The organism is Wenzhouxiangella sp. YN9 (assembly GCF_056324165.1).
The window spans coordinates 104,668-130,815 of sequence record NZ_JBJNIP010000091.1 but is presented as its reverse complement, the minus strand read 5'-3'; the positions used below and the strand labels follow the sequence as shown (position 1 = coordinate 130,815).

26 protein-coding genes are annotated in these 26,148 nt (G+C 63.2%); 12 read left to right on the top strand and 14 right to left on the bottom strand.

The features are described from left to right. Positions 1 to 227 precede the first annotated feature (227 nt). Positions 228 to 848: a DNA-3-methyladenine glycosylase family protein gene (locus tag ACEWQ0_RS07865; RefSeq protein WP_476485000.1), complete on the top strand. Its 621-nt coding sequence runs from the start codon at positions 228 to 230 to the stop codon at positions 846 to 848. Between the two features lie 130 nt (positions 849 to 978). Continuing rightward, the gene (locus tag ACEWQ0_RS07860) at positions 979 to 1,644 is read left to right on the top strand and encodes a superoxide dismutase family protein (RefSeq protein WP_476482594.1); all 666 of its coding nucleotides are present in this window, start codon (positions 979 to 981) and stop codon (positions 1,642 to 1,644) included. Positions 1,645 to 1,681: 37 nt separating this feature from the next. Here the strand turns inward: ACEWQ0_RS07860 and thpD are convergent, their stop codons facing one another. The 4 genes from thpD to tkt form a co-directional block, all read right to left on the bottom strand. Then, complete coding sequence (gene thpD / locus ACEWQ0_RS07855) at positions 1,682 to 2,626, bottom strand: ectoine hydroxylase (protein ID WP_476484999.1); 945 nt, start codon at positions 2,624 to 2,626, stop codon at positions 1,682 to 1,684. A 296-nt stretch (positions 2,627 to 2,922) separates the two neighbouring features. Next, on the bottom strand, positions 2,923 to 4,083 hold the full coding sequence (locus ACEWQ0_RS07850; protein ID WP_476482592.1) for a phosphoglycerate kinase: 1,161 nt from the start codon (positions 4,081 to 4,083) through the stop codon (positions 2,923 to 2,925). A 61-nt stretch (positions 4,084 to 4,144) separates the two neighbouring features. Continuing rightward, complete coding sequence (gene gap, locus ACEWQ0_RS07845; RefSeq protein WP_476482591.1) at positions 4,145 to 5,149, bottom strand: type I glyceraldehyde-3-phosphate dehydrogenase; 1,005 nt, start codon at positions 5,147 to 5,149, stop codon at positions 4,145 to 4,147. A 215-nt stretch (positions 5,150 to 5,364) separates the two neighbouring features. Continuing rightward, positions 5,365 to 7,374 (bottom strand): transketolase, encoded by a 2,010-nt coding sequence (gene tkt / locus ACEWQ0_RS07840; RefSeq protein WP_476484998.1) that lies wholly within the window; start codon positions 7,372 to 7,374, stop codon positions 5,365 to 5,367. 283 nt (positions 7,375 to 7,657) lie between these two features. Between tkt and ACEWQ0_RS07835 the strand changes: the two genes are divergently transcribed. Further along, positions 7,658 to 8,686 carry a hypothetical protein gene (locus ACEWQ0_RS07835; RefSeq protein WP_476484997.1) on the top strand — a complete coding sequence of 343 codons (1,029 nt, stop codon included), beginning with the start codon at positions 7,658 to 7,660 and terminating at the stop codon, positions 8,684 to 8,686. An 18-nt stretch (positions 8,687 to 8,704) separates the two neighbouring features. Here ACEWQ0_RS07835 and ACEWQ0_RS07830 read toward each other — a convergent pair whose 3' ends face one another. The 5 genes from ACEWQ0_RS07830 to ACEWQ0_RS07810 form a co-directional block, all read right to left on the bottom strand. Next, positions 8,705 to 9,049, bottom strand: coding sequence for a hypothetical protein (locus ACEWQ0_RS07830; RefSeq protein ID WP_476482588.1), 345 nt, complete (start codon positions 9,047 to 9,049; stop codon positions 8,705 to 8,707). Between the two features lie 81 nt (positions 9,050 to 9,130). Beyond that, positions 9,131 to 10,426 (bottom strand): sensor histidine kinase, encoded by a 1,296-nt coding sequence (locus ACEWQ0_RS07825; protein ID WP_476482587.1) that lies wholly within the window; start codon positions 10,424 to 10,426, stop codon positions 9,131 to 9,133. After that, a complete protein-coding gene (locus ACEWQ0_RS07820; protein ID WP_476482586.1) occupies positions 10,404 to 11,096 on the bottom strand; it encodes a response regulator transcription factor in 693 nt (230 codons plus the stop codon). The genes ACEWQ0_RS07825 and ACEWQ0_RS07820 overlap by 23 nt, the downstream gene beginning before the upstream one ends. A gap of 254 nt (positions 11,097 to 11,350) precedes the next feature. Beyond that, positions 11,351 to 12,481: a PilT/PilU family type 4a pilus ATPase gene (locus tag ACEWQ0_RS07815; RefSeq protein ID WP_476482585.1), complete on the bottom strand. Its 1,131-nt coding sequence runs from the start codon at positions 12,479 to 12,481 to the stop codon at positions 11,351 to 11,353. Between the two features lie 37 nt (positions 12,482 to 12,518). Further along, positions 12,519 to 13,556 (bottom strand): type IV pilus twitching motility protein PilT, encoded by a 1,038-nt coding sequence (locus ACEWQ0_RS07810; protein ID WP_476482584.1) that lies wholly within the window; start codon positions 13,554 to 13,556, stop codon positions 12,519 to 12,521. Positions 13,557 to 13,674: 118 nt separating this feature from the next. Between ACEWQ0_RS07810 and ACEWQ0_RS07805 the strand changes: the two genes are divergently transcribed. The 4 genes from ACEWQ0_RS07805 to ACEWQ0_RS07790 all read left to right on the top strand — a co-directional run bounded on the left by ACEWQ0_RS07805 (position 13,675) and on the right by ACEWQ0_RS07790 (position 16,625). Next, positions 13,675 to 14,373: a YggS family pyridoxal phosphate-dependent enzyme gene (locus ACEWQ0_RS07805; protein WP_476484996.1), complete on the top strand. Its 699-nt coding sequence runs from the start codon at positions 13,675 to 13,677 to the stop codon at positions 14,371 to 14,373. 286 nt (positions 14,374 to 14,659) lie between these two features. After that, entirely contained in the window at positions 14,660 to 15,472 is an 813-nt protein-coding gene (gene proC, locus ACEWQ0_RS07800; RefSeq protein WP_476482582.1) for a pyrroline-5-carboxylate reductase, read from the top strand. After that, positions 15,472 to 16,014, top strand: coding sequence for a YggT family protein (locus tag ACEWQ0_RS07795; protein ID WP_476482581.1), 543 nt, complete (start codon positions 15,472 to 15,474; stop codon positions 16,012 to 16,014). Before proC ends, ACEWQ0_RS07795 begins: the two co-directional genes overlap by 1 nt. Positions 16,015 to 16,163: 149 nt before the next feature. Next, the gene (locus ACEWQ0_RS07790) at positions 16,164 to 16,625 is read left to right on the top strand and encodes a DUF4426 domain-containing protein (RefSeq protein ID WP_476484995.1); all 462 of its coding nucleotides are present in this window, start codon (positions 16,164 to 16,166) and stop codon (positions 16,623 to 16,625) included. Positions 16,626 to 16,640: 15 nt separating this feature from the next. On the opposite strand, the gene ACEWQ0_RS07785 is transcribed toward ACEWQ0_RS07790, so the two are convergent. Continuing rightward, on the bottom strand, positions 16,641 to 17,093 hold the full coding sequence (locus ACEWQ0_RS07785; RefSeq protein ID WP_476482579.1) for a tellurite resistance TerB family protein: 453 nt from the start codon (positions 17,091 to 17,093) through the stop codon (positions 16,641 to 16,643). A 38-nt stretch (positions 17,094 to 17,131) separates the two neighbouring features. Between ACEWQ0_RS07785 and trmH the strand changes: the two genes are divergently transcribed. Further along, a complete protein-coding gene (trmH, locus tag ACEWQ0_RS07780; RefSeq protein ID WP_476482578.1) occupies positions 17,132 to 17,734 on the top strand; it encodes a tRNA (guanosine(18)-2'-O)-methyltransferase TrmH in 603 nt (200 codons plus the stop codon). An 89-nt stretch (positions 17,735 to 17,823) separates the two neighbouring features. Here trmH and pdxH read toward each other — a convergent pair whose 3' ends face one another. From pdxH to xrtH, 3 genes are read right to left on the bottom strand one after another with little or no spacing between them, the layout of a single operon-like run. Next, entirely contained in the window at positions 17,824 to 18,420 is a 597-nt protein-coding gene (gene pdxH / locus ACEWQ0_RS07775; RefSeq protein WP_476484994.1) for a pyridoxamine 5'-phosphate oxidase, read from the bottom strand. Beyond that, positions 18,417 to 19,229 (bottom strand): NAD-dependent epimerase/dehydratase family protein, encoded by an 813-nt coding sequence (locus tag ACEWQ0_RS07770; RefSeq protein ID WP_476484993.1) that lies wholly within the window; start codon positions 19,227 to 19,229, stop codon positions 18,417 to 18,419. Before ACEWQ0_RS07770 ends, pdxH begins: the two co-directional genes overlap by 4 nt. After that, positions 19,226 to 19,756, bottom strand: a complete 531-nt coding sequence (xrtH, locus tag ACEWQ0_RS07765) for an exosortase H (protein ID WP_476482712.1) — start codon at positions 19,754 to 19,756, stop codon at positions 19,226 to 19,228. Before xrtH ends, ACEWQ0_RS07770 begins: the two co-directional genes overlap by 4 nt. A gap of 200 nt (positions 19,757 to 19,956) precedes the next feature. Here xrtH and aroK point away from each other — a divergent pair, with 200 nt between their 5' ends. Genes aroK through hemE form a run of 3 tightly spaced genes read left to right on the top strand, consistent with a single transcriptional unit; the run spans position 19,957 to position 22,630 of the window. Then, a complete protein-coding gene (aroK, locus tag ACEWQ0_RS07760; RefSeq protein ID WP_476482575.1) occupies positions 19,957 to 20,514 on the top strand; it encodes a shikimate kinase AroK in 558 nt (185 codons plus the stop codon). Continuing rightward, positions 20,511 to 21,578 (top strand): 3-dehydroquinate synthase, encoded by a 1,068-nt coding sequence (aroB, locus tag ACEWQ0_RS07755; RefSeq protein ID WP_476482574.1) that lies wholly within the window; start codon positions 20,511 to 20,513, stop codon positions 21,576 to 21,578. The genes aroK and aroB overlap by 4 nt, the downstream gene beginning before the upstream one ends. Beyond that, positions 21,578 to 22,630 carry a uroporphyrinogen decarboxylase gene (gene hemE, locus ACEWQ0_RS07750; RefSeq protein WP_476482573.1) on the top strand — a complete coding sequence of 351 codons (1,053 nt, stop codon included), beginning with the start codon at positions 21,578 to 21,580 and terminating at the stop codon, positions 22,628 to 22,630. Before aroB ends, hemE begins: the two co-directional genes overlap by 1 nt. A 152-nt stretch (positions 22,631 to 22,782) precedes the next feature. Here the strand turns inward: hemE and ACEWQ0_RS07745 are convergent, their stop codons facing one another. Beyond that, a complete protein-coding gene (locus ACEWQ0_RS07745; protein WP_476482572.1) occupies positions 22,783 to 24,516 on the bottom strand; it encodes a glutamine--tRNA ligase/YqeY domain fusion protein in 1,734 nt (577 codons plus the stop codon). A gap of 169 nt (positions 24,517 to 24,685) precedes the next feature. Between ACEWQ0_RS07745 and ACEWQ0_RS07740 the strand changes: the two genes are divergently transcribed. Then, entirely contained in the window at positions 24,686 to 25,984 is a 1,299-nt protein-coding gene (locus ACEWQ0_RS07740) for a dicarboxylate/amino acid:cation symporter (RefSeq protein WP_476482571.1), read from the top strand. Positions 25,985 to 26,148 lie beyond the last annotated feature (164 nt).

The following is a 26,148-nucleotide window of genomic DNA, read 5'->3' as shown; positions in this document are numbered from 1 at the left end:
ATACTCCCGGACACACCGAAAGGCTTGCGTGAGGCAATGCCCAGAACACGCGATAGCGGCGCAGGCCCTGGCCGCTTTCTGGCCCGCTCGCCTCACAGGCATTTATCAACCCGACCTCGAAGCGGGTTGCGCCTGGCACGACCGGCCTGCCCCGGACGCCGCGGTAGAATGGCGCGCGGCAATCATTTGACAGGGCTCGAAAAGGTCCACCCGTGACAACATTCCAGTTGACGCAACAACACCTGCGCAATGCGCTGGACAGGATTGCCCGGCGCGACCGGGACATTGCCGCGGCGCTCGCGCAGGTGGGTTATCCCGCCGAGCGCCGGATGGGCGCGCCAGACTATCGGCATTTCCTGCGCATCATCGTCGGGCAGCAGCTGTCGGTAAAGGCCGCCGCGACCATTTTCGGCCGGATCGAAGCCGCGCTTGACAACGACCTGCAGCCGGAACGCCTGCAGGCGCTGGGCGACGATCGGCTGCGGGCGCTGGGCCTGTCCAGGCAGAAGATCGCCTACGCCCGGGGGCTGTCGCAGGCCGTGCTGGAGGGTTCGCTGGTGCCGGCCGCGCTTGCCGAGCTGCCCGATGAAGAAGTGATCGCGCAGATTACCCGGCTCAAGGGCTTCGGGCGCTGGAGCGCGGAGATGTTTCTGCTGTTCTCGCTGGGTCGGCCCGACGTCTGGCCGGCCGACGACATCGCCATTCGGGCCGGTGTTCAACGCATCAGGCGCATGCGTGAGCGCCCCGACCGCAAACGTACAGACGCCATCGCTCACCCGTGGAAGCCGCATCGCAGCGCGGTGGCGATCCTTGTCTGGCACTACTATTCGAATGCGCCAATGGGCTGAGCCAGCCGAAGCGGCAAGCCCCTCCGTCGTGCGACTGATGTCGGCCCCATCGAAATACAGGCATTGGCCATGGAGCAACCTTCATCAGGTGTATAGTGGGCGCATGGTTCCAGAATCGTGAGGAGACCCAATGTTCAACGCCAGAAAATGGATACTCATCACCGGCTTGATGTTCCTCATCCCCCTGGCCGCTTGCAACACCGGCGACTCGATGAGCGACGAGGCAACCGGCAAAATGACCGATGAGTCGTCGCCCAGGCAGGAGACCGGCGAGCCGACCGTTGAGGGCAGATCGACCCAGGGCGCGCGCGCATCAGGCGATGACGACGGCGACGACACGTCCGGTACGCCGGATGCCATGGCTGAGCTTGCCGCCACCTCGGGCCATCAGGCCAGCGGAGCCGTCAAGTTCTATACGACCGAGCGCGGCATTCGCGTCGACGCGATGGTCAACGGACTGTCACCGGGACAACATGGATTTCATGTTCACGCCAGGGGTGACTGTTCGTCCCCGGACGCCAGTTCGGCGGGCGGCCACTACAACCCCGAGGATGTCCGGCACGGCGCTCCCGGTGACCCGATGCACCATGTGGGCGACCTCGGCAATATCGAGGCCGATGACAGCGGGCAGGCAATGCTGAATCAGGAATTCGAATTCCTGTCTCTGAGCGGTGACAACAGCATCGTCGGCAAGGCGGTCGTCGTCCATGCCGGAGAAGACGATCTGGAAAGCCAGCCCAGCGGCGCCGCAGGTGCCCGAGTCGCTTGCGGAGTCATTCAGGCGGAGGACGCCTGACCGGCTGCGATCATCAACCCGGCAGCCACGGAGATCATCAACCCGCCAGCTCTGGATACCGGTCGTGCATCTCCAGCTGCTCCGGGTTTTCCCGCTCGGCCAGGAAATGCGGCCGCCTTGTGGGGGCGGCATACGGCGCGCGCGGGAGATTGCGAACGCTGTTGTAGACGAAAAACAGGTTGGAGCGAGGCCATGGCGACATGTTCTCGTTGGAGGCATGCAGCGTGTTGCATTCAAACAGCAGCAGCGAGCCCGCCGGGCCCTTGGGCGCACGAATGCCACCGCTTCGGGCCAGCTCGGAAAGCGATTCCTGACTCGGAACGCCGATTCGCTGCGCCTTCAGGGAAGCTTTCCAGTTCTGGTCCGGTGTCTTGCCGACACAGGGCACGAACCAGTGGTGCGAGCCCGGGATCAACATCAGTGGCCCATTGAACTCGTTGTTTTCGGTCAGCATGATCGACGCGCTCACGGCACGCATGCGCGGCATTCCGTCCTCCGCGTGCCAGGTCTCGAAGTCCGAGCGCCAATCGAAACCGCTGCCTTCAAAGCCGAACTTGTCGTTGATGCGGGACTGATGGATATACACATCGCTGCCGAGGAGCTGTCGCGCCATGCCAAGGATCCGGGCATCGCGCGTGAGCTCCTCGAACCTTCTCGATATCCTGTGCATGCCGAAAACCGACCGAATCCGGCCCGTGTCCGGGTCACGAATGACCTGCTCGGATGACATCCAGGTCTTGTCGTTCGCGATGGCCTTCAGTTCATCGAAGAAGGGCTCGACGCGGTGTCTGGAGAAAAATCCCTTGAACCACAGAAATCCGTCGCGCTCATAGTTTGAAAGAGCGACTTCATCGAGCGGCCCCGCCCAGCGATCAGGAGCGCGTGAATGCACGATCGGGTCCATGCGCTCGATCGCGTCACGTGCCTGGCGAAGCCGGGTGGGGTATGGGTCGGAGTGCGGCTGTTCATGAGCTTGTGCCATTTTTTGGAGCCTCTTTCAAGAAGACAGAGCACCCCCTCTCTTCCGAGAAACACGCCCCTGCAGCGGGAACCGGCTCACACAGGATGAAACTTGTATGCTGACGTGATTCCGACAGCTCCCCAAGATCCTACACAGCAGGCCTGCGTATCTGCTCGTATCCTGATGATATCAGGTGTTCGAACAACCGCAACTTTCGCCCGCTGCTCCTGCCTGAAGCCACTTGCGAAAGACTTGCGCAAAGCCGCGGCCACGCCGAGCCCGAAAATATGGACGACGCACCCCAAAAACGCGTCGCCTCAATCGCTCAAGGCACGAATGGCAGGAAGCTCTTTGCCCTCGACATATTCCAGAAATGCGCCACCGGCGGTCGAGATGTAATCAATCCGGTCGGCCACGTGGAATTTCTCGATCGCCGCGATGGTGTCGCCCCCGCCGGCCAGGGTGAAGCCTTCGCAGTCCGCCACGGCCTGCGCGATGGTCTCGGTGCCGGAGTGGAAGGCCTCGAACTCGAACACGCCCAGCGGGCCGTTCCAGAGGACGGTGCCGGCCCCGCGGACGATGGCCGCGAGTGTCCGCGCCGATTCGGGGCCAATGTCGAGAATCATCTCTTCCTTGTGAACGCGCCCGGTATCGCGGATGGTGGCATGGGCGTCCTCGTGGAAGCGTTCGGCAGTGAGCACGTCGACCGGCAGCGGAATGGCTGCACCCTTGTGTTCAGCGCGCCTGATCAGATCCCGGGCGGTGTCGACCAGATCTTTTTCATACAGCGAACCGCCGACATCGTAACCGGCAGCAACGAGAAAGGTGTTGGCAATCCCGCCGCCGACGATCAGCTGGTCAACCTTGTCAATCAGCGCTTCGAGCACGGTGAGCTTGGACGAGACCTTGGCGCCACCGACAATGGCCACCATGGGTCGTTCGGGGCTGGCCAGCGCCTTTTGCAGAGACGCGACCTCTCGCATCAGCAAGGGGCCGGCGCAAGCAACGGCAGCATGACGAATCAAGCCCTCGGTGGATGCCTGGGCACGGTGGGCGGCGGCAAAGGCGTCGAAGACCAGAACGTCGGCCAGAGCCGCCATTTTTCTTGCCAGATGACTATCGTTGGCTTTTTCGCCTTCCAGAAAGCGCACGTTTTCAAGCAGGACGAGCTGACCGGCCTCGACTTCCACGCCGTCGATCCAGTCGCGCACGAGTTTGACCGAACGGCCCAGCAGCTCCCCGAGCTTCCCGGCGACCGGCGCCAGGCTGAATGCCTCGTCGAACCCGCCCTCTTCCGGACGACCAAGGTGGGACATGACCATCACCGCGGCACCGGCGTCGAGCGCCTGACGAATCGTGGGCAGGGCTGACTTGATGCGTGCCGCCGAGGTCACCTGGCCATTGCGGATGGGTGCATTGAGATCTGCGCGGATCAGGACGCGCTTGCCGGCAAGGTCGACCTGGTCGATGGTTTTCATGCGCTTGCTTCCCCTGAGTGACTTGCTGGTTTCGGTCAGGCGGCCCGGCCCGACCCCCTGCTCACTTGTTTGCCATCAGCACAGCGGTGTCGAGCATGCGGTTGGAAAAGCCCCACTCGTTGTCGTACCAGGCAAAAACCTTGACCATGCGGCCGGAGACCTTGGTCAGGGTGGAATCAAAAATGGACGAACGCGGATCGTGATTGAAGTCGCTGGAGACCAGCGGCTCGGTGTTGTAGCCCAGAATATTCTTGAGACTGCCTTCACTGGCCTGTTTGAGCGTCGCATTGACCTCTTCCACTGAGGTGTCGCGGCTGGCAATGAAGCTCAGATCGACGAGCGAGACGTTGATGGTGGGCACGCGGATCGCGTGACCGTCAAGCTTGCCATCGAGTTCGGGCATGACCAGCCCGACCGCGGCAGCGGCACCGGTCTTGGTCGGAATCTGGTTCTGGGTGGCCGAGCGCGCCCGGCGCGGATCCTTGTGGTTGACGTCGGTCAGCACCTGGTCATTGGTGTAGGCGTGAATGGTCGTCATCAGCCCCTGCTCGATGCCGATGGTATCCTGGAGCGGTTTGACCAGGGGAACCAGGCAGTTGGTGGTACACGAGGCGCTCGATACGATGACGTCATCGGCTTCGAGAGTGTCGTGGTTGACGCCGTAGACGATGGTCGGCATATCCTTGCCGGCGGGCGCGGAGATCAACACCTTGCGAGCGCCGCTTTCGAGGTGGGCGGCGGATTTCTCCCTGCTGTTGAACGCACCGGTGCACTCGAGCACCACATCAACGCCGATTTCACCCCAGGGCAGCCGCGACGGGTCGCGGTCGGAGAGCTGTCTGATCCGGTCGCCGTTGACAATCAAGTGGTCGCCGTCCGCTGACACCTCGCCGGGGAACTTGCCGTGAACCGTGTCGCGCTGGGTCAACAAGGCATTGGTCGTGACCTCGGCCGAGCTGTTGATGGCGACGATCTGGATTTCGCTGCGACGATCATTTTCATAGAGCGCACGCAACACGTTACGACCAATACGGCCATAACCATTGATGGCAACCTTGATGGGCATCTGAGTCTCCAAGAACTTTGACTTTCAGGGATATAAGGATTGTACTCGGGGCCGGTTCGGTTCACCACCGGAGCCTGCCCAATGATAAGTTTGCAATGACCGAATGACGGAAACTCGCCTGCTGCCAGCAAAGCTCGGCTGTCGTTCGGTCATTTGGACATTCGATCCTTGTTTGCAAATTGCCGCCTGACACCTGGTCATTGCGTCCGCGACGATCAAAGCACCTCGCGGACGGCAGCCACTATTCGCTCCGTAGTAAACCCGTACTCGCGGAACAGGTCTTCCGCCGGCGCGGACGCCCCGAACGTATCGATGCCGATGACCCGGCCCTGTTCGCCGACGAAGGGCCACCAGTAGTAACTGACGCCGGCCTCGATCGCCACGCGGGCCCTGATGCTGCCCGGCAGGACGGCTTCGCGATAGCTCTCGTCCTGCTCGAGAAAGCGGCCGGGGTTGGGCATGGAAACGACGCGAACTTCGGTGCCGTTGTTCTTCAGCTCGGCCGCGGCTTCCATCGCCAGGCCGACTTCCGAACCGGTGGCGATCAGGATCGCCTCGGGCTCGCCGCCCGCGGCGTCGGCCAGCACATAGCCGCCTTTTGCAATCGCCTCGATCTGATCTTCGGTCTTTTCCAGGTGCGGCAGGCCCTGGCGGGTGAGCACCAGCGCGGTAGGATCCTGGCGACGCCTGAGCGCCTCGGCCCAGGCGGCGGCGGTTTCGACCTTGTCGGCCGGGCGCCACACATCCAGGTTGGGAATCATGCGCAAGCTGGTGACGTGCTCGACCGGCTGATGGGTGGGGCCGTCTTCGCCCAGGCCGATGGAGTCGTGCGTATAGACGTGGATGGCACCGGTGGGAATCAGCGCCGACATGCGCACGGCGTTGCGCGCATAGTCGGAAAACACCAGGAAGGTGCCCGCATACGGAATGAAGCCGCCGTGCAGGTACAGGCCGTTGACGATGGCGGTCATGCCGAACTCGCGCACGCCGTAGTAGATGTAATTGCCGCGCGCCGGATCGTCGAGCACGTCGACGCTGCCCGACCAGTTGGTGTTGTTGGAGCCGGTCAGGTCGGCCGAGCCGCCGAGCAGCTCGGGCAGGTGCGGACCGAACTCCTCGATGCAGGCACCAGAAGCCTTGCGCGTGGCAACCTTCTTGTCGTCGCCCTGCATCTTTTTCAGGATGCCGTCGACCAGATCGTCGAAGCTGTCGGGCAGCGCTCCTTTCATGCGCCGCTCGAACTCGCCGGCCTTGTCCGGGTGCGCCTGCCTGTAGGCTTCGAAGCGCTCGTTCCAGGCCTGCTCGGCGGCGGCGCCCTTCTCGCGCGCGTCCCAGCCGGCGCGAATGTCGTCGGGAACCTCGAAGGGCGCATAATGCCAGCCCAGCTGCTCGCGCGCGGCGGTGATTTCGTCTTCACCCAGGGCGGCGCCGTGGACACCGGCGGTGCCAGCCTTGTTGGGCGCCCCGAAGCCGATGGTGGTCTTGCAGCAGATCAGCGTGGGCTTGTCGTCAACGGCAACAGCACGGTCGATGGCCGCCGAGACGGCCTCGGCGCTGTGACCGTCGACATCTTCGACCACGTGCCAATCGTAGGCCTTGAAGCGCGCCGGCGTGTCGTCGGTGAACCAGCCGTCGGTGTCGCCGTCGATGGAGATGTTGTTGTCGTCGTAGAAGACGACCAGCTTGCCCAGGCCAAGCGTGCCGGCCAGCGAGCAGGCCTCGTGCGAGATGCCTTCCATCAGGCAGCCGTCGCCGACAAACACCCAGGTGCGGTGGTCGACGATGGTGTGCACGTCTGTGTTGAAGCGCGCGGCCAGCAGTTTTTCGGCCAGCGCCATGCCCACACCATTGGCCAGCCCCTGCCCCAGCGGGCCGGTGGTGGTTTCCACGCCCGGCGCATCCTTGCGTTCGGGGTGGCCGGGTGTCATCGAGTGCAGCTGGCGGAAGTTCTTGAGCTCTTCCAGCGGCAGGTCGTAGCCGGTCAGGTGCAGCAGGCTGTAGAGCAGCATCGAGCCGTGACCGTTGGAGACGACAAAGCGGTCGCGGTCCCACCAGTCGGGGTTGGCCGGATTGTGCTTGTGATGGTCGTTGAACAGGACCTCGGCGATATCGGCCATGCCCATGGGCATGCCCGGGTGGCCTGAGTTGGCGCGCTCGACGGCGTCCATGGCCAGCGCGCGCACGGCGTTGGCGAGCTGTCGGCGATCGGGGGTTGGCTGGGTCATGAAACTGTCGGTGCCTGCATGATGTGTAGAGCGGTAGGTCGGCATATTTTACAGCCTCGCGCCCGCGTCGGGGCCGGTCCTGCCGAATGCCCGCTGACCACCCCGACTGCCGGGCGCTTTCAGGGGCGGAGAAACGCGGCAATATCGGGCACTTGCATCGCTTTTTACGAGTGCAGCCTGCCCCGGCCTCTGTTAGACTGAAATTCGGCAAAACTTTATTGCCGCGCCGCCGTCAAAGCCTGTACGAGCCGGACAACGCAAAATCAACGCAAGAGTCGAGGGAATGATTCTTTTCAGGCACATTCTGATCATATCAGTGCTGCTCGCCGTCGGGGCCCAGGCCCAGACGACGGACGACATGCCGTGGTCGATCGTGCCTGAAAGCGGTTCGACGCAGCTGCCGGCGCCCCAGGCGCCGATGCTGCGCGTCATCGCCAAGCGCTCACCCCTGGGCCTGCCGGGCGAACGCCCACGCTTGTCGGTCACCATGCCCCTTTCCGGCCGTCAGCCGGGCTTCAGCCAGTCCGATGACCCGGCGAGCAGCTTTTCATGGTCGCTCAAGGCGTGGCAGATGAATACCGCCAGCCTGGCGCACATCCAGTGCAGCCAGGGCATGATGACCATCAACTCCTATCTGGCCCAGGACTGCCGCTTTGTTGATCAGCCTTTGCCCGGCAACACGATGAACCTGCTGCAGGTTTCCGGCGACTGGATGGCGGCACCCGGCTTGAAGCTCGGCATTGGCGCCTATCACGGCAATGAAACACCGCTGCAGAACCAGAGCAGCTTCGGTCCGAGCGCGGAACCGGCACTGTGGACGCCGCACAGCGTCGACGGTGCGGGCAAGGCAATCGCAGGGCTTGATGTCAACGTCAGTTTTGGCATCGAGACCGAGCGCATTGGTGACTTTCTCGTCGGCCTGCAGCTGGCACGCTATCGCCAGCGCATGAGTCTGTCCGAACTGGGCATGGCGCTCAAGCCGATGGACGCCGTCGAAGAAATGCGCTACGCCAACAACGCGCAGCTGCTGCTGGGCTGGCGTCGAGGCAACTTCAGCGGCGAAATGCTCGGCCAGCAGCGCGAACTGCCGCTCTGGCTGAGCCCGGAGCAGGCCTCGTCCACGCTGAGCTCCTTCGACCTGGAGTTTTCCTGGCACGCACCGCGCAACGGGGCACTGTCCATTGGCGTGCGCAACATCATGGACGCGGCTCCCCGCGCTGATGAGCCCACATCGGATGCGACCACGCTGGAAGATCCAATGGAAAGCATTTACGGGCGCATTCCCTACGTGCGCTACAAGCAGGACCTGTAACCGGCCTGCGGGGCGTGATCACGGCTCGGGTCGATTCCGCCGCATCTTCAGCCAGAACAACCACGCTCGACCACCCAGGTAGAGCACCAGCCCCAGAGCCAGCAACAAGACCGCAACCGCCGGCAACGGCAGACTCCAGCCCGAAGCTCCGGACAGCCACCAGCTGATGGCCCCCGCCAGCAGCACGGCCATGCCGATATAGGCGATGTTCTTCGCCTGCCACATCCGCTTGCGCCAGCGCTGGTGCTGGATACGACGAACCTCCTCGTCGGAAACCTCGCCCAACGGCAGGTCGCAGTGGCGGCAAACTCTGTGCTGGTCGGAAACGCGGCGGCCGCAGCCGGGACAATTGATCAATGCCATGCGGCTATTGTAGCGGCGCGAGCGGCTGACTGCGACGGGAAAGGCCGGGTTTGGCTGCTTGGTCAGCCCGGGCAGCTGTTATTAACCCGGCAGCCCGCCCCGATCCGGAAAGAAGTGCACCGTGACCGCCAGCCCGCCTTCATCGCGATTGGCAAACTCGATCCGCCAGCCGTAGAGATCGCACAATCGCTTGACGATGGAGAGCCCGAGACCCGAACCCTTGGTGCCGCTGGCCTGCCGGCCACGAAACTGACGATCGAAGACGCGCGGCAGCTCTTCTTCCGCAATACCCGGCCCGGTATCGAGAATGCTGACCTCGCCGGCGCGGATCAGGACTCGCACCTCACCGTCACTGGTGTAACGAATGGCGTTGCCAATGAGGTTGCCCAGAGTCACAGCGATGACCGCTTCAGGCGCGATGACACTGACGCCCTCGCGTTCGTCGACCTGCAGCTTGAGGGTGCGGTCACCGATCAGCGGCTCGTAGTTGCCAAGCACCTGGCGGGCAATCTGGCCAAGGTCGTGCGCGCGGCCTTCGCCATCGGCGTCGCGCTCGGCGCGTACCAGATGCAGCAGCGCCGTGGTGATATCGGTGGACTGGCGAGCGGCTCGTGCGATTCTCAGCAGGCGCTCGCGCGTTCGCTCGTTCTGGTCGGGCTGGGCCAGTAACAGCTCGGTGGCGCCGGAGATCACCGCAAGCGGCGTTCGCAGCTCGTGCGAGACATCGGCGTTGAAGGCCTTGTCGCGCTCGACAAGATCCTTGAGGCGGTGAGCATAGTCATCGAGAGCCGCGGCCAGCTGCCCGACCTCGTCATCGGGGAAATGACGCGCCAGATCGCCCGACGGGGCATACTCATCCATGGCCTCGATCCGGTGAGCCAGCTCGGTCACCGGCGCCATGATGCGGCTCGAAGACCAGACTCCCATGGCCAGTGAAAACAGCACGAACAGCACCACTGCTGCGGCCAGGGCAAGCTGTAGCCGGCGCGCCAGCTCCTGATTTTCCGACACGTCATAGGTCAGAAAAACCCAGAAATCGTCTTCCTTGCGCACCGCTGCCTTGTACTGGGCGCCGGCGGTGCTGACATCATGAACGCCGCTGGCCAGATCACGAAAGGGCGCCGGTACGATGCCGGCCTTGCCGGGTCGGGTCACGTAGCCCTCGATGCGCGTATAGAAGGGCTCGACCAGGGTCGGGTCTTCGCGCAGATCAGCGACGTACTGGTTGATTTCATCAGCCAGGGTACGCGAGATCAGGGCGTCGACCAGCAGGCTCTGAACCAGCAAAACGGCTACCGCGAACAGCACGCTCAGAAGCGTGCCGAACAGCAAAAAGGAAAAGATCAGGCGGCTTCTAAGTCGACGCCGATACTTCATCCGGAGCCACCAGGCAATAGCCGATGCCGTGTCGGGTCTGGATCATGGGCTGACCAAAGGGCTTGTCGATCGCCGCGCGCAGGCTGTGGATGTGCACACGCAGGCTGTCGCTATCGGGCAGCTCCTCACCCCAGACGTGGTGCTCGAGCTCACGGCGGGTCACCACCGCGGGCGAGGCCGCCATCAGTTTCTCGAGCAGCTTCAGGCCGATCGGATTGAGGTCGATGGGCTTGTCCGCACGCCGAACGGTCAGGGTTTCCAGATTGTATTCAAGGTCGCCCACCGTCAGCTCACGCGGTTTGACGCGCTGGCCGCGTCGGGACAACACCTGCAAGCGGGCTTCCACCTCGCGCAGCTCGAAAGGCTTGACCAGATAATCATCCGCGCCGGATTCGAAGCCGGTGAGCTTGTCCTCGAGCTGATCGCGCGCGGTGAGCATCAGCACCGGCGTTTCCTTGCGTCCGTCCTCGCGCAGCTTGCGGCAGACCTCCAGGCCATCCATGCCCGGCAGCGCAAGGTCGAGGACAATGGCATCGAACTCGTTGACGATGGCCAGATGCAGGCCGGTGACGCCGTCATAGGCGTAATCGACCTCATGGTCACGGTCGGAGAGAAAATCCCCCAGATTGGCCGCAATATCACGATTGTCTTCGATGATCAGAATTCGCATCAGCCGAATGCCCCTGTCCTGGTCGAAATCGAGCTAAAAAAATGCCCGGACAGACTGTTACAGTCCGCCCGGGCCCACATTGCCCCGTAACCGTCGGTGCAGACTCCTGGCTCGCGCGATGGGCACCAACGACTCCGATCATAGGCGCCGGGCGGTTAATCGCACGTTAACGCTGGCGGAAAAAGCCGTTACCCGGAGAGCAGCGGCGACCAGACCTGCTGCCCGGGCCGGTTTGCAGAACGGGCGTGGCTGGATCAAAAGCGTCCGTCGTCCACCAGGTTGAGATCCTGCAGCCGGCCGGAGAGCGATTCGGCGTCACCACCTTCGCTGAGCTTGACCGCCAGGCGCAGATCGTTGGCCGAATCGGCATGGCGCAGGGCTTCCTCATAGGAAATCAGGCCTTCCTGGTACAAATCGAGCAGGCTTTGATCAAACGTCACCATGCCGTGATGGCGTGAATCCTTCATGATCTCCTTCAGATCCTCGATCTTGCCCTTGCGAATCTTTTCCTGCACCAGCGGCGTATTGAGCATGATCTCCAGCGCAACGTGGCGGCGAGAGCCGTCGATCGACGGCACCAGCTGTTGCGCCACCACGCCCCGAAGGTTGAAGCTCAGATCCAGCAGCACCTGCGGATGGCGCTCTTCGGGGAAGAAGTGCAGGATGCGATCCATGGCCTGGTTGGCGTTATTGGCGTGCAGGGTCGTCAGGCAGAGGTGTCCGGTTTCAGCAAACGTGATCGCTTGCTCCATCGACTCGCGGGTGCGAACCTCACCGATCAGAATCACGTCGGGGGCCTGGCGCAACGTATTCTTCAGCGCCACATCGAAAGACTCGGTGTCAATGCCCACCTCACGCTGGGTCACCAGCGATTTGCGGTGTTTGTGCACGAACTCGATCGGGTCCTCGATGGTCACGATATGGCCGGAGGCGCTGATGTTGCGGTGACCGACCATGGCCGCCAGCGTGGTGGACTTGCCGGTGCCGGTCGCGCCCACCAGGATCACGATGCCGCGCTTGACCATCGACAGCTCCGACAGCGATTCGGGCAGATCGAGCTCTTCGAACGATGGGATCTTGGTCTCGATCCGGCGGCAGACCATGCCCACGCTATTGCGCTGATAAAAGGCCGAAACCCGGAATCGGGCGACGCCCTCGAGGGAGACGGCAAACTGACACTCACGGGTTGAATGGAACTCTTCGCGCTGATCGGCCGTCATGACCGAGTCGATGATGTCGTGCGCCATGTCATGGCTGAGCGCTTCTCGCGTGAGCGGCTTGATCTTGCCGTGCACCTTGATGCAGGGCGGCGCGCCCACGGTCACGAAAAGATCCGAACCCTGGGTTTCGTGCAGCTTGTGCAGCCAGTCCTGAATGGTATTCATCGTGCCTCCTTGGGCATATGGACTTCGGCGCGGCCGCTCAGGCCAGCGCCGACTTGTTCTGCGCCTTGCGCATGGCCTCCTGCTTGGGCACCAGGCCGCGTCGCACCAGCTCGATCAGTGACTGATCGAGGGTGGTCATGCCGGCATTCTGCCCGGTCTGAATGGCCGAATACATCTGCGCCACCTTGTCTTCGCGAATCAGGTTGCGGATCGCCGAGGTGGCCACCATGATCTCGTGGGCGGCCACTCGCCCGCCACCCACCTTCTTCAGCAGCGTCTGCGAGATGACGGCCCGCAGGGATTCGGAAAGCATTGAGCGCACCACCGGCTTCTCATCGCCCGGAAAGACGTCGATGATACGGTCGATTGTCTTCGGCGCAGACGAAGTATGCAGCGTGCCGAACACCACGTGGCCCGTCTCGGCGGCCGTCAGGGCCAGCCGCACCGTCTCCATGTCGCGCAGCTCGCCGACCAGGATGATGTCGGGGTCTTCACGCAAGGCCGAACGCAGGGCCTGATTGAAGCCGTGGGTATCGCGGTGAACTTCGCGCTGATTGATCAGGCAGCGGTTGGAGGTATGGACAAACTCGATCGGATCCTCGATGGTGAGGATGTGGCCTGGCACGGTCTTGTTGAGGTGATCCACCATGGCCGCAAGCGTTGTCGACTTGCCTGAACCGGTCGGGCCGGTAACCAGAATCAGACCACGCGGCACCTCGACAATGTCTTTGAAAATGATCGGGGCGTCCAGATCCTCCAGCGACCAGATGTCATTGGGAATGACGCGGAAGGCCGCGCCCATGCCGCGATGATGATGGAAGGCGTTGACACGAAACCGCGCCAGACCCGGCACGTTGTAGGAGAAGTCGACCTCCAGGTTGGCCTCGTAGTCGCGGCGCTGGTGGTCATTCATCGTCGAATAGATGAGCTCGGCCATCTCCTTGTTCTCGATGGCCGGCGTATTGATACGATGAACATCACCGTCAACGCGGATCATGGGCGGCAGACCGGCCGAAATGTGCAGGTCGGATGCCTTGTTCTTGACGGTAAACGCGAGTAATTCTGTAATATCCATGGGGAACTCCCTGCCTGTGACCCTCGGCCTGCCGGTGACGTGTGCCGGCTCGCCCGCCGGGCGGTCTGAACACATCCCGGCTTTTCAGCACACCAAACGATCTTAGCGTAACTTGGCCATGAATCAAATCACCCCGGAATCCGCTCACGCACGCATCGAGCATACGCGCAAACGCATCAAGGCCGCCGCCAGCGCTGCCGGCCGCGCTGGTGACGACATCCACTTGCTGGCCGTCAGCAAGACCCGGCCGCCCGAAACCATTCTGCAGCTGCACGAGCTCGGCCAGTACGCCTTCGGCGAGAGTTACGTCGATGAGGGGGTGGCGAAAATCACCGCGCTCGAAGCTCATGAGCTGCAATGGCATTACATCGGCCCGATTCAATCGAACAAGACCCGGCTCATCGCCGCTCACTTCGATTGGGTGCACTCGATCGATCGCGCCCGCATCGTGCGGCGACTCGACGACCAGCGACCCGAAGCGCTGGCGCCGCTGGATGTGCTCATTCAGGTCAACGTCGACAGAGAGGAGCAGAAAGCGGGCTGCGCTCCCGAAGAAATAACCACGCTGGCAGAGCAGATCAGCCGCTGCGCAAACTTGAGGCTTCGCGGCCTGATGGCCATTCCCGCCGCGCGTGAGCAACACGACGATCAACGCGCCGTGTTCGCTCGGCTGTACCAGCTGTTCGAAAACCTCAAGAACCAGCACCCGCAGATCGACACCTTCTCGGCCGGCATGAGCGCGGATCTGGAGGCCGCCATTGCGGAAGGCTCGACTCTAGTGCGAGTCGGGACAGCGCTTTTCGGACCCAGGGACTGACGGTTCGCCGGTTAGCCTGTTCGCTGGTTGGCTGGTTCGGCAACCGCAAGACAGTGCGGGGCGGCTACGCCGCGAATGGCCGTGCTGGGCCGAAACCCTTTTTCGCGGTAGAACCGCGCCCACGGCCGAAAGCCGCCTGTCGGACTCCACCGGACCCCAGCGCGGCTACGCCGCCCCGCCAACCTTCCCGCGCCGAACCAGCCAACCAGCCAACCAGCGAACAAACTAACAAGCTAACACCCCTGTCGCTGGCACTCCGGGCCAGCGCCCCCCTACAATAGAGCCCATGGCAAACTTCACCATCACCTTTATCGGCGGCGGCAACATGGGCCGCGCCTTGATCAGCGGGCTGATCGCCGGCGGCACGGAAGCGCAAGCCATCCGCGTGGCCGACCCCAGCGCAGACCAGCGCCGCTCCCTGGCCAGCGACCTGGGCGTGACCACCCACGCCGACAACGGCGAGGCGGCGAGCGCCGCCGACGTGCTGGTCGTGGCGGTCAAGCCACAAGTAATGGACAAGGTGCTGACCTCGGTTGCCGGGGCGATCGGCGGCGACACGCTGGTGATTTCAGTAGCCGCCGGCATGCCGATCGCGCGTATCCGGGAGCATCTGGATGGGCACACCCGCATTGTGCGGGCCATGCCCAACACGCCCGCGCTGTATCAGGCCGGCATGACCGGACTGGCCGCCGCCGACGGCGTGAGCGACCGTGATCGCCAGCGCGCCGAACAAGTGCTCGAAGCGGCCGGCGAGATCGCCTGGGTCGAAGACGAAGCGCTGATGGATGTGGTCACCGCCATTTCGGGCTCGGGTCCGGCTTACTTTTTTGCGCTGGTCGAGCATCTCACCGCCGCCGGCACCGCCGCTGGCCTGAGCGCGGAAACGGCGGCCCGACTCGCTCGCCAGACGGCCTTCGGCGCTGGCACCATGCTGGCGAGGTCGAATGTTGACGCCGGCGAACTGCGCAGGCGCGTCACCTCACCGGGTGGCACCACCGCCGCGGCCCTCGAGAGCTTGTCGAGCAACGGCTTCGAGACGCTCGTCGACAAGGCCGTGCAGGCAGCGGTCAAGCGCGGACGCGAACTCGGAGACGACTGATGGGCGGCTCGGCCAACCAGGCGTTTTCCTTTCTGATCGAGACTGCCTTCCAGCTGTATCTGGCGGCACTGATGCTTCGCATCCTGCTGGAGGCGCTGCGAGCCGACTATTACAACCCCGTCTGTCAGGCGCTGATCCGCATCACCGATCCGCTGGTCAAGCCGCTGGCAAGGCTCATTCCGCGCGTCGGCTCGCTCAGCCTGGCCGGCATTGCCTGGCTCTACATTCTGGAGCTGACCCTGCTGGTCATCCTCATGGCTCTCAACGGCTGGAGCATCGGCTGGCCGGTGCTTTTCTTGCTGGCCGCCCTCAGGCTGGTACGCATGCTGCTGGTGCTCTACCTGGTGCTGATCATCGTCAACGTGCTGCTCTCCTGGGTGGGACAAGGCTTCCGCCACCCCATCGTGCCGCTGGTCTATCAGCTCACCGAACCGGTTCTGGCCCCCATCCGCCGCGTGCTTCCGCCTCTCGGCGGCTTCGATCTTTCACCGCTGGTGGCATTGATCGCCATTCAGTTCTTGATCATCCTGTTGGGCGTATGAACAGCGTGTGCGCGGGCATGCAGCCAAGCGGCGAGGTGCCACGCTCAAAAAAGAACCTTGAAGAGCCCGAGGTCTTTGCCCCAACCGCTTGCCGCCTCACCCCCGGCGGGCGTAGCATCTGGGGCAGTTCAACGGCAAGGGCAAAGGACATGACTCGACAGCTTGCTGTCTTTTTATTCACCGCATTCGCTTTGCTGCTGGCGTCGTTCGCGGCCCAGGCGCAGCAGTTCGAAGACATTGGCGACTACCGCGTTCACTACAGCGCGATGAATACGCGCATGCTGCCCGCCGAAGTCGCCAGCGCCTATGGCATCACGCGCTCGGGCCAGCGCGCGATGATCAACATCACCGTACTGCGCAAGGCCGGCTCGGACGACAGCATGGCGGTGCCTGTAAGCGGCTCGGTCCAGGCCTCCGCGATCAACCTCACCGGTCAGCGGCGCGAGATTGCGCTGCAGGAAATCCGGGAGGAAGACGCCGTTTACTACATCGGCACCTTCCGCATCAGCAACGAGGAGACGCTGACCTTCGACATCAGCGTGCGCCCGGAAGACAGCAAGCGGCCTCCGGCTCGATTCAGCTTTCAGCAGAAGTTCTACGTCGAGGAGTAGTTCTCGCTCGAACCACTACCTCTTCGGTGCGGCCATGTGCTTGCGCCGAATGAACTCGGGATGAGGCACGCCCAGCAAATCGGCCAGCCGCCGCAGCAGCTGTTCTTCGTAGCGGTCGATGCGCCCGTCTGCCCAGGCCACCTGCCACAGCCAGCCGACCAGCTGGTCACGTTCATCGCGGTCGAGGTTGGCTTTGAGGTCACGGGTGAAGTCGTGCAGGGAGACCGCGTCGCGACGCATGGTTTCGGCATCACGCAACATGGCATCGAGCTCGGAGCGGTCGATGTCGAAGGCTTGCTGCATGGCGCGGCGGATCACCGCCAGCTCCTCATCATCACGCTGATCGTCCGCTGCGGCCATCTCCAGAAGGATGATGGCGGCAGCACGAGCGATGACCTGAAGGTCAACGGGCTCGTCGCTGCCGGGCGCAACCAGCGATTTGAGTTGACTGAACCAGTCTGTCTTCATGTCAGGGATTATCCCGCAAAAGCCGTTAACATAACGCGATGACTCCCGAACGCAAGACCCGCATCGAGCAAGTGGCCGCTGGCCGACAGCCTGATCTGACGGTTTTCCTCGAGCGGGTACACAAGGCGCACAACGTGGCCGCCATCTTGCGCACCTGCGACGCCGTCGGCGTGATGCAGGCTCACGCCGTGCCGCCCGCCGGCGGCATTCCGCCGCTCAACCACACCGCACAGGGCGCACAACGCTGGGTCAGGCTGCAGCGTCATCACGACGCTGTTGAGGGCCTGCGCGCGCTCAGGGCGCAGGGGTTTTCCGTCCATGCCGCGCACTTTTCCGAGCGCGCGGTCGACTTCCGGCAACCCGATTACACCCGGCCCAGCGCCATTGTTCTGGGCGCGGAGAAATCCGGCGTCAGCGCGGAAGCCCTGGCCGAATGCGACGGCGAAGTTGTCATCCCGATGGCCGGCATGACGCAGAGCCTCAACGTCTCGGTCGCGGCCGCCCTGATCCTCTTCGAAGCCCAGCGCCAGCGCCTGGCCGCCGGCCTGTACCGGCCGCATTCGCTGGAGGAAGAGCCCTGGAAGAGTCTGAGTGAGCAATGGATGGAGAGGGAGACGGAAAGGCGGCGAAAGGGCAGATGAGCTGGTTTGATGAGCAAACAGCGCAAACAGGCCTCAGCAAGGCCCGGGCCGATGGATTGCCTGGTGATTGGAAATTGATCATTCCCCGATCAGGGATACAGCAACGACTCCCGCCAGGCGCCATCAGTCAGCTCGAAGCACACGCGTTCATGCAGGCGGAACTCGCGCCCGTACCAGAACTCGACGCGACGGGGTTTGACGCGAAAGCCCGACCAGTGTGCGGGCCGCGGAACCTCCCGATCTTCGAACTCCTTTTCAAACGCGGCCACCCGAGCCAGGAAATCGGCGCGACTGGCCATCGGCTGCGACTGCAGCGACGCCCAGGCACCGACCTGGCTGCCGCGCGGACGACTGGCGAAATAGGCGTCGGCCTCCGGATCGCCCACCGGCTCGGCACGGCCGTCAATGAGCACCTGCTCGGCGTTTTCGCGCCACCACAACACCAGCGACACATCGGCGTGCACCCGCAGGTGTCGCCCCTTGCGCGAGCCCAGGTTGGTATAGAACACGAAACCTTCGGCATCCATGCCCTTGAGCAGCACGGTTCGCGCCGCCGGGCGGCCGTTCTGGTCCACGGTGGCCAGGGTCATGGCCGTCGGCTCGGGAATGCCGGCATCCGCTGCGCGATCAAGCCCTTGTCGGAAACGCGTGACCATTGCTTCGGTCATGCTCGCAAACTCGCTCATTTCAGTATCTCGCGGTAGCCGGAACGATAATCGGGGTAGGCAAAGCAATAGCCGGAGTCCAGCAGTCGGGTGTTGGACACGCGCTTGCCCTGCCCGCCCGTCGATGACTCGCGCGCCGGCGCCTCAACGCCAAGCCGCGAAGACAGCCAGTCAAGCATTTCGCAGCGCCTCGCCGGCTGGCTGTCGGTAGCGCAGTAGAGGGCCTCGGGCCGGTGCAGCCCCAGCAGGTGCGCGAGAACGCCGGCACAGTCATCGGAATGAATGCGGTTGGTCCACTGCGGCGGCCATTCACGGCAGCTTGCCCGGCCGGCGAGGACGTTGTCGATCAAGCGCTCACGACCGGGGCCATAGATGCCGGAAAAACGCAGAATGATCGGCTCCGCGGCCGAGCGCGCGGCGAGCGCCTCGGCCTCGAGCAGCACGCCACCGTTGAAGCGTTGCGGCACAGTCTCGCTGCGCTCGTCAACCCACTCGCCCTTGTCCTGACCATACACCGCAGTGCTCGACACGAGGATCAGCCGGCGGGCAGCGGCGTGTTCCAGCAGCCGCTCCAGGCCCTCGAGATAGGCAGCGCGATAACCGGCTTCGTCGTAGCGGTCCGGCGTGGCCTGATAAACAATCGCGTCCCAGTCGCCTGCGACCGCTGCCAGGCTGTCGCCGTCGGCCAGATCCGCCCGTACCGGGATGATGCCTGCAGGCAAAGCCTCTACGCGCCGGCGCAGCCCGTGTACCTGCCAGTCGCCGGCGGCCAGCCGCCCGGCAAGGCGAATGCCCAGGTCACCGCAGCCGGCGATCAGCAGGCGCTTCACGAGGCCACAGGCTCGGGCGGAGACGAGCCATCGTCGCCACCGCCAGGATCGCGGGGCGGCAGCCTGCGCAGCCAGATCAACCACACCACCAGCGCATCGAGGATGATCAGCGCCTGCCACAGGTAGAGGTGAAACCACTCGAACCAGGTCATGTTCCACTGCCCCAGGTAGAACAAACTGATGATGCGCACCAGGTTGAGCGCCTGAATGGCGATGAAGCCAATGCCAAAGCCGATCAGCTTGTGCTTCAGCGCGGCCGGAAAGGCGAAGATGGCGGCAAACAGGACGATCAGCGCTTCGACGCCATTGCATCCGGGCTCGATGCTGACGGCAAAACCGGACTCGATATCGGTAATGACCTTGCCGGCCGAGCCCACACCGCTGTCAAACAGCCGGATAATGAAAACACTGATGTCGGCAAGGCCGGCGGTGAACGGCAGAACTACATGCTGCTGGACAGGCTGCAGAACTTCGATGACAAACAAGCCCAGAAGCAGAACAATGAAGAGAATCGAAAAGCGCAGCATGATCGGTGTGGACCGCTCGATTACGGAGAGCGTCAATGGTACCAAACCGCCGTGGTGATGAGCCGGCACGGTGGGGCTGATACCACGCCGGCATGGTAGCATTGAGCCCCGGTTGATTCTGGCCATCGCCACTTTAGTATGAACAGTTGCCGGCACGACCCGATCACTGCCGTGGAACGCCCTCCCGGCGCGCGAGCAGCATGAACGCGCAGTCTGCAGCCTCCCCGCCACGGCGCATTTTCCTGATCGGGCCCATGGGCTCGGGCAAAACCACCGTTGGCCGGCAGCTGGCGCGGCACATGGAGATGGACTTCATCGATCTGGATCTGGAGCTGCAGCGGCGGTGTGGCGTGGAAGTGGCAGTGATATTCGAAATCGAGGGCGAATCCGGGTTTCGTCAGCGGGAGTCCGCGCTTCTGGATGAGCTGACTCGGCGCGACAACCTGATTCTTGGCACCGGGGGCGGCAGCGTGCTCGATGCCGACAATCGCGACATGCTCACGACTCGCGGTCTGGTTGTGTACTTGCAGACCAGTGTGGACCAGCAGCTGAAGCGACTCGAGCGCGACAAACAGCGACCGCTGCTGCAGACACCGAACCGGAGACAGCGGCTGACCGAGCTGGCCGAGCAGCGCAACCCCGTTTATGCAGCCTGTGCCGACCTGGTCATACGCTCCGGCGGCAGCTCCCCGGCGGCCATGGCCCACGTTGTCGCCCGCAGAGTCGAGCTATATTGCCGAAAGGCTGAGGTATCATGAAAGTCGTTCAGATCGAAACAAGCGGCCGCTCCTGTCCGGTCTATGTCGGCCAGGGGTTGCTGGCCATCGGCAGCATCTGGCAGCGCCATCTGCAGGGTCGCGTGCTGGTAGTCTCCGACAAGACGGTTGCCGGCCTCTATCTGGAGCGTATCGGCGCCGCCCTGGGTCAGGATCACCGCTGGGAGTCGCTGACGCTCGAAGCCGGCGAGGAAGCCAAGACCGTGGCCAACTGGCAGCGGGTGATCGATGCGCTGGTTGCCCTCGGCGCCCAACGCGATGCCACGGTGCTGGCGCTCGGTGGCGGCGTGGTGGGTGATCTGGCCGGCTTTGCCGCAGCCAGCTATATGCGCGGCATCAAAGTGATCCAGATGCCAACCACACTGCTGGCCCAGGTGGATGCTGCCGTCGGCGGCAAGACCGGCGTCAATCATCCCGGCGGCAAGAACCTGATCGGCGCCTTTCACCAGCCGTCTGCGGTGGTTGCCGATATCGACAGCCTGGTAAGTCTCGACGAACGCGATTATCGCGCCGGGCTGGCTGAGGTGGTCAAGTACGGCGCCATTCGCGATGAGCGTTTTTTCGGCTGGCTGGAAACCTGCAGCGAGGCGCTCAATGCGCGCGTGCCCGACGCCCTGCTCGAGGCGGTGCACACCTCCGTGCGACACAAGGCCGAGGTTGTAGCCGCCGACGAGCGCGAGGCAGGCGAACGCGCCCTGCTCAATTTCGGCCATACATTCGGTCACGCACTTGAAACCGAAACCGGCTACCGGCGCTATCGCCACGGTGAGGCAGTCGCCATCGGCATGGTGCTGGCCACGCGCCTGAGCGAGCTGCTGGGCAAGCTGCGCGTGGGCACCTCAGAGCGCCTGATGCGGCTGCTCGAACGACTCGAGCTGCCGACCGAGCTGCCTGCCGAGGTGGACCGTGACCGGCTGCTGGCGCGGATGCGCCTGGACAAGAAGAACCGTGCCGATCGAATCCGTATGGTATTGCTCAATGAACTCGGTCAGGCCTGTGTGGAAGCCTGCCCGGCTGATGATATTCGCGAGGTATTGATCCGCTGATGAACGCTCGAACTGATGCTCTGCTGATGCGCGCATTGCGCCGCCAGCCGGTCGAACGCACGCCCATCTGGATGATGCGCCAGGCCGGTCGCTACCTGCCCGAGTACCGCGCCACGCGCGAGAAGGCGGGCAGCTTTCTGGATCTGGCCGGCACGCCGGAACTCGCCTGTGAGGTGACCCTGCAGCCAATCGAACGCTACGGCTTCGATGCGGCGATTCTGTTTTCCGACATCCTGATTCTGCCGCACGTGATGGGCCGCGGACTGGGCTTCAAGCCCGGACAGGGGCCCTATTTCGAGCGGCCGCTGAAGACCGTTGCCGATATCGACTCGCTGCCCATGCCGGACCCGGAAGACGACACCGGCTACGTGATGGAGGCGGTCAGGATGATTCGCGAGTCACTGGCCGAGGATCTGCCACTGATCGGCTTTGCCGGCAGCCCATGGACCGTGGCGACCTACATGATCGAAGGCCGCAGCAGCAAGGACTTCGCACAGGCCAGACGCATGCTGCTGGCTGAGCCGGAAGCTTCGGAGCGGCTGATGAACCACCTCGCCGACGCCACTGCCGATTATCTTGCCGCCCAGGTCGCCGCCGGCGCTGACGCGCTGATGATGTTCGACTCCTGGGGCGGGGTCCTTTCACCACGCCTGTATGAAAGGTTCTCCCTGGCCTCGCAGCAGCGTATTGTTGAAAAGCTCAGGACGACCTGCCCGGATACGCCGATCGTTCTGTTCGGCAAGGGCTGCGCTCAGCACCTGGAAAAGCTCGCTGACATCGGCTGCGCCGGCCTGGGCGTGGACTGGACCCTTGACCTGGCCGAAGCGCGCTCGCGCGTGGGTGACCGCGTGGCCCTGCAGGGCAATCTCGACCCGGCCGTGTTGCTGACCCAACCGGATGTCATTGCTGAGGAAACCCGGCGTGTCCTGGACAGCTTCGGCGACGGACCCGGGCATGTCTTCAACCTCGGCCACGGCATCACCCCGGAGGTGCCGCCCGAGCACGTCTCGGTGCTGGTCGAAACGGTTCGCGATTACAGCCGCAGGCCGTAAAACCTCTGGCGGCCTGCAGGTAGCCTCTCCAGCCGAGGCTGCTGCACCGCACCCGCCTTGGCCCGGGCATTCAGCCCGGGCCGAGCCGCACTCACCCTTGCGGCTGAAAACGCCATTTCAGAGCCAAGGCCAGCCGCCCGCAAAGCCGATGATCAACGCCGCTGCTGTAACTGCTTTTCCAGCCTGGCCCAGGTGTCGCGCAAGGTCACGGCGCGATTGAACACCGGCTTATCCGCACTGCTATCGCAATCGGGCACGAAATAACCCAGGCGCTCGAACTGAAAGAACTCGCCCGGCTCGGCGCCTTCGATACCCGCCTCCAGACGCGCCTGATCAAGCACTTCGAGGGACTCGGGATTGAGATGCTCGACAAAGTCACGCTGCCTGTCCTGTGCCACTGGATCAGGCACGTTGAAGAGGCGATCGTAGAGGCGAACCTCGGCCTTGACGGCGTGCGCTGCCGAAACCCAGTGGATGGTGCCCTTGACCTTGCGATCAGCGCCCGGCTGCCCCGAACGGGTCTCCGGGTCGAAGCTGCATCGCAACTCGACCACATCGCCCTCATCATCCTTGATCACTTCGTCACAGCGGATGATGAAGGCGTTGCGCAAGCGCACTTCGCCACCGGGTTTGAGCCGAAAGAATTTCCTCGGCGCCTCCTCCATGAAGTCACTTTGCTCGATATAGAGCTCGCGTGTGAGCGCGACGCGGCGGCTGCCCATCGCCGGATCCTGCGGGTGATTGGCTGCCTCCAGCCATTCCGTCTCGCCCTCGGGAAAGTTGGTCAGCACCAGCTTGAGCGGGCGCAAAACGGCCATGCGTCGCGGCGCGCGGCGATTGAGATCATCGCGCAGATTGCGCTCGAGCACACCAAAGGGAATGATGCTCTCGGATTTGGTAACGCCAATCTCATCACAGAAGCTGCGAATGGCCGCGGGCGTGAAACCACGGCGCCGCACACCCGCAATGGTGGGCATGCGCGGGTCGTCCCAGCCGGCGACAAAGCCTTCATCCACCAAACGGGTCAGAAGGCGCTTGGAGAGAACCGTGAAGTCGAGATTGAGGCGGGAAAACTCGATTTGATGCGGCCGCGAAGGCACCGGCAAGTGCTCGATCAGCCAGTCGTAGAGCGGGCGATGATCCTCGAATTCCAGCGTGCACAGCGAGTGGGTGATGTGCTCGATGGCATCGGACTCGCCGTGAGCGAAGTCGTAGCTGGGGTAGATGCACCAGTCGTCTCCGGTGCGCGGGTGCGCCCGGTGGCGGATCCGATAGATCACCGGATCACGCATGTTGATATTGGGCGCTGCCATGTCGATCTTGGCGCGCAGAACATACTCGCCATCGGCAAAATCACCGGCACGCATGCGCTCGAACAGCTCACGGCTTTCGGCTGGATCACGCTCGCGGTCGGGGCTGGGCGTGCCCGGCTCGGTCAGCGTACCGCGCTGCTCGCGGATGGCATCGGCGTCCTGGCTGTCAACGTATGCCAGACCGCGATCGATCAGGTGCAGAGCATACTCATAGAGCGTCTCGAAATAATCCGAGGCGTAGCACTCGTTCTTCCACTGGTAGCCAAGCCAGGCGACGTCTTCCTTGATCGCATCGACGTAACGCTGCTCTTCCCGAGCCGGGTTGGTATCGTCGAAGCGCAGGTTGGTATAGCCGCCGAACTCTTCGGGCAAGCTGAAATTGAGCACGATCGACTTGGCATGGCCCAGGTGCAGATAACCGTTGGGCTCGGGTGGAAAGCGGGTGACGATCTCGTCATACAGACCGGCCTCCAGCTCCTTGACAATTCGGTTGCGGATGAAATTGGTCGGCCGTGTCGGCGGACTGTCGGAAGTGCCGCCGGGGCCTTCCCTGGAAATATCTTTGGGACTCATGGGCGCGAACTGCTCGGACTGCTTGGGCTCGGCCGCTCATTATACCGGCCCGGCGCGTCGCACCGTCCCCGGTCTTGACGCAGCCCGAGCGACCGCGAAACCCGCCCATGGACCCGGCCTTTCCGGTACGCTACCCTTTCGCCCATCTCGCACAACCGGAACAATCCCCATGACCGAGGAATATCGCTTTGACCACAACAAGCTGAGCACTCACATCCTGGCTGCTCTCGCCCTGGGGCTGATAACCGGACTTGTGATCAACTTCGCATTCAGCGATGTTGCCTGGGTCGAAAAATGGGTGGTCGATGGTTTGTTCGAGGTCGTCGGCGAGATGTTCATCCGCTTTCTGACCATGCTGATCGTGCCCATCGTTCTGGTGTCACTGATCTCCGGCGTCGCCTCGCTGGCTGATCCGCGCAGCCTGGGACGCGTCAGCGCCAAGGCAGTGGGGCTGTACCTGCTGACGACCGGCGTCGCAATCATCCTGGCACTGATCGCCGGCCTGTTGCTCCAGACCGGGGTCGGGGCCAATCCTGTCAGCGCTTCAACGCCCGAAATCGCGTCGGCACCACCGTTCACGCAGGTCCTTATCGACCTGGTGCCGGCCAATCCGGTTCAGGCAATGGCCGAAGGCAACATGCTGCCGATCATCATCTTTTCCATTCTGCTGGGCTTGTCGCTGTCTTTTGCCGGCGAGTCGGGCAAGCGCATCGGCCATTTCTTCACCGACTTCATGGAAGTCGTCATGAAGCTTGTCGGCATCGTCATGCTGATTGCACCCTACGGGGTTTTCGCGCTGATTGCCGGTACCGTGGCGACCACCGGATGGGCGACCTTTGCCGGTCTGCTCAAGTATTTCTTCCTGGTGCTGACCGTTCTCGTGCTTCATGCCACCCTGGTGTACCCGTTGCTGCTCAAGGCTTTCACCGGCCTGAGCCCGGTGCTGTTCTACCGCCAGTTCCGGGATGTGATCGCCTTCGCGTTCTCCACGGCCTCATCGGGCGCAACCATTCCCGTCACCCTGCGCGCGGTACAGGAACGCATGGGCGTCTCCAACCGCATCAGCTCGTTCACCATTCCGTTGGGCGCGACCATCAACATGGACGGCACGGCCATCATGCAGGGTGTGGCCGTGGGCTTCATTTCGCAGTATTACGGCATCGACCTGTCACTGTCGTCCTACGTGATGATCATCTTCATGGTCGTCATGGCATCGATCGGAACCGCAGGCGTGCCGGGTGTGGGTCTCATCCTGCTGGCTGGAGTGCTTTCACAGGTCGGTCTGCCGGCCGAAGGCATCGGCTTGATTCTGGGCGTAGATCGCTTGCTCGACATGACGCGCACGGCAGTCAACGTCACGGGCGATGCGACGGTCACCTGTATCGTCGCAACCAGCGAGGGCGAACTCGATCGGGCCCGGTTCGATGACCCCGACAGTGGTAACGAGCCCATTCACGAGCCGCGCTGACCGACCCGGAGCGCGGACGCTATTAACCCGGCATCAAAGTAGATTGCCTTCAGCCGCGCTGTGCATCCCGACAGCAAGGCTGCGAAACTTCGTTTGTCGGCATGGACACCGCGGCCTGTCGTGCAATATCAATCTGTCAGGCGCTCCAAGAATGCAGCCTGCTT